The sequence below is a fragment of the Intestinibacter sp. genome (assembly GCF_022780145.1).
Taxonomy (GTDB): Bacteria; Bacillota; Clostridia; order Peptostreptococcales; family Peptostreptococcaceae; genus Intestinibacter.
The window spans coordinates 1-7,640 of record NZ_JALEXO010000214.1 but is presented as its reverse complement, the minus strand read 5'-3'; the positions used below and the strand labels follow the sequence as shown (position 1 = coordinate 7,640).

Genomic DNA, 7,640 nt, shown 5'->3' with positions numbered 1-7,640 from the left:
TTAACTGTCTACAAGGTTAGAGGTTGTAAAATTGCACTTAGACAGGAGGAGAGCAATTTAATTTTAGTGAAATAGGAGGATATATATATGGGTTTGACATATAAAAACTGTAAAATCAAATCTTTAAAGGATTCCTTTGATATCGAACGAAAAGAAGATTCCTACATCGTCGCACTTGCAGGAAACCCAAATACAGGAAAAAGTACGGTTTTTAATTATTTAACTGGATTAAAGCAACACACGGGAAATTGGCCTGGAAAAACTGTATCGACTGCTAGAGGAGAATTTACCTACAACAATATAAACTACGATTTAATCGATTTGCCTGGAACGTATTCTCTATTTGCACTTTCTCAAGAAGAAATAGTAGCACGTGATTTTATATGCTTTGGCGATGTAGATGCAGTCATAGTAGTCTGTGATGCTACCTGCCTTGAGAGAAACTTAAACTTAGTTTTTCAGGTTTTAGAATTAACTGATAAAGTCGTCTTATGCATTAATTTAATAGACGAAGCCGAGAAAAAATCTATTGAAATAGATAGACAAAAGCTAGAAAATTTACTAGGTATTCCAGTAGTTTTAACTAGCGCCAAAAATAAAATCGGAATGGATGAGCTTCAAGATAAATTACAGGAAACTGTCTTAAATAAAACATCCTCATATAAAAATCTAATAACGTATGGCGACGATATAGAAAATCTAGTAGATAGCTTTAAAGAAGAATTAGAAAGCACATTTCCTCAAATCAATCCTAGATGGCTGGGTCTTAGACTACTAGATGGAGACGAAAGCTTATTTTCTTCTTTAGATAAATACGTCGAAGGAGATTTTTCATCGATATTAGAAAATATAAAATCAAAAATACCTAAAGATATAGACAAGAAAAAAACAAGAGATGATTTTTCAAAAGTAAATTACGACTACGCTTCAAATCTATTTGAAGCTTCAGTATCTACAAAAAACAATAAAGAGGACTTCGACGATAAAATAGATTCAATAGTTACTTCAAAATACTTCGCTATACCTATTATGCTAATTATGCTTTCTGTTATTTTATGGATAACTATTTGCGGTGCAAATTATCCGTCTGAGCTTTTATCTAATATTTTATTCAGCATAGAACCAGGTATGTACAATTTTTTAATAAACTTAAACTTACCTATATGGATTTGCGAAATGATAGTATTTGGACTTTACAAGACATTTGCTTGGGTTGTATCTGTAATGCTTCCACCTATGGCTATCTTTTTTCCTTTGTTTACATTCTTAGAGGATCTAGGCTATCTACCTAGGATAGCATTTAACCTAGATCATTTATTTAAAAAATGTAAAACCCACGGAAAACAATGTCTCACTATGTGCATGGGATTTGGGTGCAATGCATGTGGTGTAATAGGATGCAGGATTATCGATTCTCCAAGAGAGAGATTAATCGCAATACTTACAAATACTTTTATGCCTTGTAACGGTAGATTTCCTACATTGATTGCAATATCTACTATATTTTTTACATCCGCTATAAGCAATTCTGTTTTGTCTAATATATCTACTGCTGTTTGCGTTACTTTAATAGTAGTTATAGGTATATTTATAACTCTATTAGTATCTTATTTACTATCTAAGACGATTCTCAAGGGCGAGAGCTCTACTTTCACTCTAGAGCTTCCTCCATATAGAGTCCCAAATATAGGAAGAATTATATACACTTCAATAATTGACAGAACTCTATTTGTACTCAGCCGAGCTGTAGTTGTCGCAATTCCAGCTGGAGTTTTAACGTGGATTTTAGCGAACACTTATATTGGAGATGCTACTATTTTAAACCATATAGCTTTATTTTTAGACCCAATAGGCAAATTTATAGGACTCGACGGATTTATACTACTAGCGTTTATATTAGGTATGCCGGCAAATGAAATCGTAATTCCAATTCTAATAATGTCTTATATGGCAACTGGTTCTATGACCGACTATGCAAGTTTAAAAGAATTAGGAGATTTACTTTCATCACATGGGTGGACTTATCTTACAGCACTTAATTTAATGCTGTTTAGTCTACTTCACTGGCCATGTACTACAACTCTACTTACTATAAAGAAGGAGACAAAGAGCGCTAAATGGACTCTAATTGGATTTATAATACCGACATCTATCGCTTTCTTAGTATGTAGTGCTACTAGAATATTATACGATATATTTGTTTTGATTATTTAAATGGGATTTTTTTATTAAGCTGTATCCATTAATACATAGCAGTGGTACAGCTTTTTAATGATTATTTTTGGTAAATACAGTACAATAATAATATAAATAAAAATGTTATTAGAGAGGATTTGATAAAATGAAGGAAGGTTTATTGATTATTGATGTTCAAAATGATTATTTTACTGGTGGCAAATGCGAGCTTTATCAATCAGAAAAAGCGCTAAATGCTATAAAAGAGTTGATAAAATACTTCAGAGAAAATAACTTACCATTTTTTTACATACAACATTTTGGACAAGAAAACTCAAGCTTTTTCGTCCCAAATACGGATGGAGTTAATATCCACGAGGAAATAAAACCTCTGCCTGATGAAAAAGTTATTCCTAAAAATTATCCTAACAGTTTTTTAAAAACAGATTTACAAGATGAATTAAAAAAAGAAGGTATAACAGATTTAGTCATTTGTGGAATGATGACACATATGTGCGTCGACACTACAACTAGAGCGGCAAGTGACTATGGATATAAAGTCACTCTTATATCAGATGCCTGTGCAACAAAAGATTTAGAGTGGGACGGAATAAAAATTCCAGCTGATGTCGTTCAAAATGTATATATGAGCTCATTAAATTCTACATTTGCCGATGTAGTCACAAATGAAGAATTTTTTAATAAAAAAAATTAAAAGCTTAATATATAAGTATGATCAAAAAAAGTGGGAGAATATCCCACTTTTTTAATTTAAATAGTTTACTTATAACTCTTAATAAAAATTCTTTAGTTGGTTTAACCTGCTTGGATGTCTTAATTTTCTTATCGCTTTAGCTTCAATTTGTCTTATTCTTTCTCTTGTAACTCCGAATACTTTTCCTATTTCTTCAAGAGTTTTAGGGTCATCATCATCAAGACCAAATCTCATTCTAATAACTCTTTGTTCTTGGTCACTAAGTCCAGTTAATAACTCATCAATTTTTTCTCTCAAATTATGTTGTTCTACTTCGTGCATAACTACATCTGAAAAATTAGCATCTGAAGGAATGAATTCTACTAAACTACTATCTTCGTCTTCTTTTATCGGTGTATCTAATGATACAATATTTTTGTCTCTTTTTAAGATATCTATAACCTTGTCGACCTCCATATCACAAACCTCAGCCAATTCCTCTAATGAAGGCTCTCTTTGTAATACATTTGCAAGCTCTTGTTTTTTTCTCTTTACAAAATTAATTCTTTGATGAAGGTGTACAGGTATTCTAATAGTATTTTCACAATCGTCTATATATCTTGTGATACTTTGTTTAATCCACCAAGTAGCATATGTACTAAATTTATACCCTTTAGTATAATCGTACTTTTCAACAGCTTTAATAAGTCCTATATTACCCGCTTGTATTAAATCAAGCATATCTACATTTTCTTTTCTATATTTTTTGGCTATACTTACAACCAATCTATAATTAGCATTAATGAAATCTTCCTTTGCTTCTGGTACGTCTTCGTTGACTTTTTTAGCCAATTCGACTTCTTCACCTGCAGATAGCATCTTGTACTCCTCAATCTCTTTTAAATACATTTTCATAGCGTTTGATGATCCTGAAGAATCTGCATGGACATAATTTTCGTAAGTATTTTCTTTTTTAGCCCCCATAATATAACCCCTTCTTTTACACATAGTTTATTCAATTATATATTTATTATATGTTTACAAATAAAAAAAATGTAATTCCATTTTAATTATTAATGATCATGACATCCACAATCACAATCGTGATCATGATGATCGTGGTCGTGACATCCACAGTCACAATCATGAGCATGTAACATTTCTTCCTCTTGTATTCTCTTTTCCATTTCGAAAAATTCCTTTTCCATTTGTTCGTATGTAGGAAGAGATGCTTCTGTATCGTATTCTTCTCCAGTCCAATCTGCATACATCATTTCATTTCCATTTGTCAATATCATTCTACCTGCTGTAGTTATATTATCCACATCCTCAAGGAAATCTATTTCTTTTTGTAATGCTTCTCCCTCCATTACAAAGTCTTCATCTACACATGTTACTATTAAAACTGGCACATAATAATCTTCACCATTTTCGTTTACCACAACATTTACAACTATGTCTAAAATACCTTCTGCACCTTCTTCAAATTCACTTAACGGTACATTTGTATCGATCATATCCTGAGGTACATATAAATCCTCCATAAGATATTTTAATACTCTTTCTTTAACAAATTCTTTTGACATTCTTTTCTCCTTTCTTTCTAAATATACAAAATTATTTGTTTTTTTGTTGTAAAATATATTATATTTCTATTCTATGATATAATAAATTCAATATTTTTTCAATCATATTTGTACTTATTTTTATATGATATGTAAAATTTTATTATATTTGTAAAGTTAAAACAAATAATTTATATTATTTAGCAAATTTATATATTAATTATAATTATAATCAAATTAAATGAAATCGATACTATACAAATACCCTTTAATTTTTATGTCTTTTTCTTAAAAATTCCTTAAAATAGAGATATTTTAAATTATTTATTATATAATCAATGTTACAAGATTGTAATCGTATTTATTTTAAAAAAATTATATATTATTAGTGTGAACAAATTTATAATTTTTAAAATTATATACTAAAAATTTAATAATACAAATTATGTATTGGGAGGAAACAATAATGAAAATCAAAAAGAAAATAATATCTATGTTGATGGCTACATGCCTAGTATTTTCTTCATTTGGTATGAGTAAATCTTTCGCTGATAGCTCAAAGGTAGTTACTATAGGTGTAAACAATTCACCTAAACAAAGACAAACTATATTAAATTACTTTGGAGTAAAAGAGGATGAAGTTCAAATTATAACTGTAAATAATCAAGAAGAAAGAGCTTATTTAGGAAATGTAGCTACAGAAGAACAGCTTGGAACTAAGACATATTCTTGTGCTTATGTTGAACCTACTGCTGAGGGAAGTGGTATAAATGTAAAAACAGCAAATATAACTTGGGTTACTTCTTCTATGGTTGCAAGTACTCTATCAACAGCTGGACTTACTGGCGCTAACTGTGTTATAGCTGCAGTATTCCCTGTAAGTGGGACAGGTGCTTTAACAGGTGTCATGAAGGCATTTGAAAGCGCTACAGGAGAAAAACTGGACGAGAACAAAAAAGAGCTAGCCTCTGAAGAATTGATAACTACAGGAGATTTAGGTGATGAAATAGGTCAAGACAAGGCAACTGGTATAGTAAACGACGTCAAAGCAGATATAATAAAAAACAATACACATGATGTCAATCAAATTGCAGATACAATAAACAATATAACAAATAATTACAATGTAAAATTGACAGATGCTCAAATTGACAAGATAATAGCTTTAATGGAAAAAATAGCTGCTCAAAATTACGATTACAATGAAATGAAGTCAACTTTAAATAATGTATCTGACGTTGTAAGTGACAACTTAAAAGAAGCTGGTGAAAATATAGATACTGGTGGAATAACAAATTTCTTCTCTAAAATAGGCGATTGGTTTAGCGGTTTATTCTCAGGCTCTGAAGACCTAGGTATATTAGGCGAAACTAATGATTCAATGCTAGATAAGCAAGTTATAATAGATGCTACAAATAAAGCTGCTGAAAACCTACCAACAAAAGAAGAAGCACAAGGCTTTTTCGATAAAATAATAAATTGGTTCAGTAATTTATTTAATTCATCAGATGATTCCGATGATAATAGCTCAGACGGGTCAAATGAAAACGACGACTCTAACGGTATAATCGGTACTGATGAAAACAGCACATTAGATCCAGAAATAGAGACTGATACAGAACACTTCGACAGCAAATAAACATAATTTATTTAATCAAAAGAGGGACTTAAAATAGATTTAACCTATCTTAAAGTCCCTTTTCTAATTGGCAAAAATAATCTTATTCTACATCAAAAATTTTATTCCAGCTTATCACCATAATTAAAATCAATAAAATTAAATATATTAAGCTAAATATATTTCCTAAACGAACTGCCACTAAATAGTGAATTAATGTAAAAATACCTACAAATACAGCTGATTTTATGACATTTATAAAGTTGGCAGCATTAGCTGAAACTGTATAATCCTGTGAAAAAGGAAGTATCTTTTCATTTATTCTAAATGTTCCCATAGAAATAAATATTGTCGATACAAATGCAATAAGTATATGTTTTAAAACTCCTAATTTAAATAAAAATAAATAAGGAATTCCTATTATTAAAAATATAGGTATAAATAATTTAATTATTATTACCTTAAACTCTGCACTATATACATTTTTTCTTTTTTCAATAGGTAAAACATCGTATATAAATGATGCTTCATATCCCTTTGAATATTTTAATAATAATATACAGTTTTGTATTATAATTATACCTACATAAATATATAAAAAGTTATTCGTACTGCTTAGAGAATTTATATATTCCATCATACTCATACTTCTGTCATAAGAAGTAAATAATATCACAAATGGCATCAAGGCAGCAGTTGCCAAAGTAGGATAAGCTCTTGTTTTGAAATCTCTATCTCTACTCAAATTATTATATATAAAATTAAAAAATGCTCTTTCCTCGTTATTTTTACATAAAACCTCGCTTAGCTTTAACGCAAATCCCTTTTTAGTTTTGCCCTTTTTATATGAAACTTGATTTAGCTTTTCTAGATTTCTTTCAAAGGCTGGAGTCAATTTAATATAAAGTAAAATCATCAAAATAGGTACGACTACAGCTAGTAAGGACATAACTATATATAAAGTTTCACTCTTTCCTTCAAAAACTACACTAAATAAAGAAGCAAACCACATAAAAGGTACAAATAAGCTATATATATGAGGTTTAAAATCAATTCCTCCAAAATCGCCACTAGTTATCATATAACACATAAGGAAAAACAATATCAGCATAATAACTTGAAATAAAGTCAGTACATCTTTTAATCGTTCACCTTTAAATATCTTTATCAAAATGTAATACAAAACAGATGTCAGCATAATAAGTAAAAAATCTGTCAAAATAATACATAAAACAAACATCAAACAAAAGCCTATACCATATGTAAATAAACTAGCAATAAGTGAAAATCCTCCTATAGCCAAGCTCAAAATCGAAATATATATTATTACATGGACCATTTTAGCCATACTCAAGGTCTTTTGTTTGACATCAGCTATACCTATTATATCCTTATCTGATGTATCTAAAATTACAGACGAAAAATCAGATATAAAAGATGTCAATAGCATAACTGATATAAATGCAAATATCATAGTCATCTTGACCATTACATCCATCTTGAAAAATAGCACTATAGATGAGAAAAATCCCATTACAAAATACAAAATAAGAGATTGTAAAAATGTATCCTTCCCTCCGTTAGACTC

The 7,640-nt window shown here is 29.7% G+C and carries 6 protein-coding genes; 3 read left to right on the top strand and 3 right to left on the bottom strand.

What is annotated here, in order from left to right; translation table 11 throughout:
* Positions 1-87: 87 nt before the first annotated feature.
* Positions 88-2,214 (top strand): ferrous iron transport protein B, encoded by a 2,127-nt coding sequence (gene feoB / locus MR593_RS08295; protein ID WP_290691796.1) that lies wholly within the window; start codon positions 88-90, stop codon positions 2,212-2,214.
* Between the two features lie 127 nt (positions 2,215-2,341).
* Positions 2,342-2,890 carry a cysteine hydrolase family protein gene (locus tag MR593_RS08290; RefSeq protein ID WP_290691794.1) on the top strand — a complete coding sequence of 183 codons (549 nt, stop codon included), beginning with the start codon at positions 2,342-2,344 and terminating at the stop codon, positions 2,888-2,890.
* A 78-nt stretch (positions 2,891-2,968) separates the two neighbouring features.
* On the opposite strand, the gene MR593_RS08285 is transcribed toward MR593_RS08290, so the two are convergent.
* The gene (locus MR593_RS08285; RefSeq protein WP_290691792.1) at positions 2,969-3,853 is read right to left on the bottom strand and encodes a sigma-70 family RNA polymerase sigma factor; all 885 of its coding nucleotides are present in this window, start codon (positions 3,851-3,853) and stop codon (positions 2,969-2,971) included.
* Positions 3,854-3,942: 89 nt separating this feature from the next.
* Positions 3,943-4,455, bottom strand: coding sequence for a hypothetical protein (locus tag MR593_RS08280; RefSeq protein ID WP_290691790.1), 513 nt, complete (start codon positions 4,453-4,455; stop codon positions 3,943-3,945).
* 445 nt (positions 4,456-4,900) lie between these two features.
* On the opposite strand from MR593_RS08280, the gene MR593_RS08275 reads away from it, so the two are divergent.
* Positions 4,901-6,073 carry a DUF1002 domain-containing protein gene (locus tag MR593_RS08275; protein ID WP_290691788.1) on the top strand — a complete coding sequence of 391 codons (1,173 nt, stop codon included), beginning with the start codon at positions 4,901-4,903 and terminating at the stop codon, positions 6,071-6,073.
* 82 nt (positions 6,074-6,155) lie between these two features.
* Here the strand turns inward: MR593_RS08275 and MR593_RS08270 are convergent.
* A partial coding sequence (locus tag MR593_RS08270) for a hypothetical protein (protein ID WP_290691786.1) occupies positions 6,156-7,640 on the bottom strand: 1,485 nt, incomplete at its 5' end.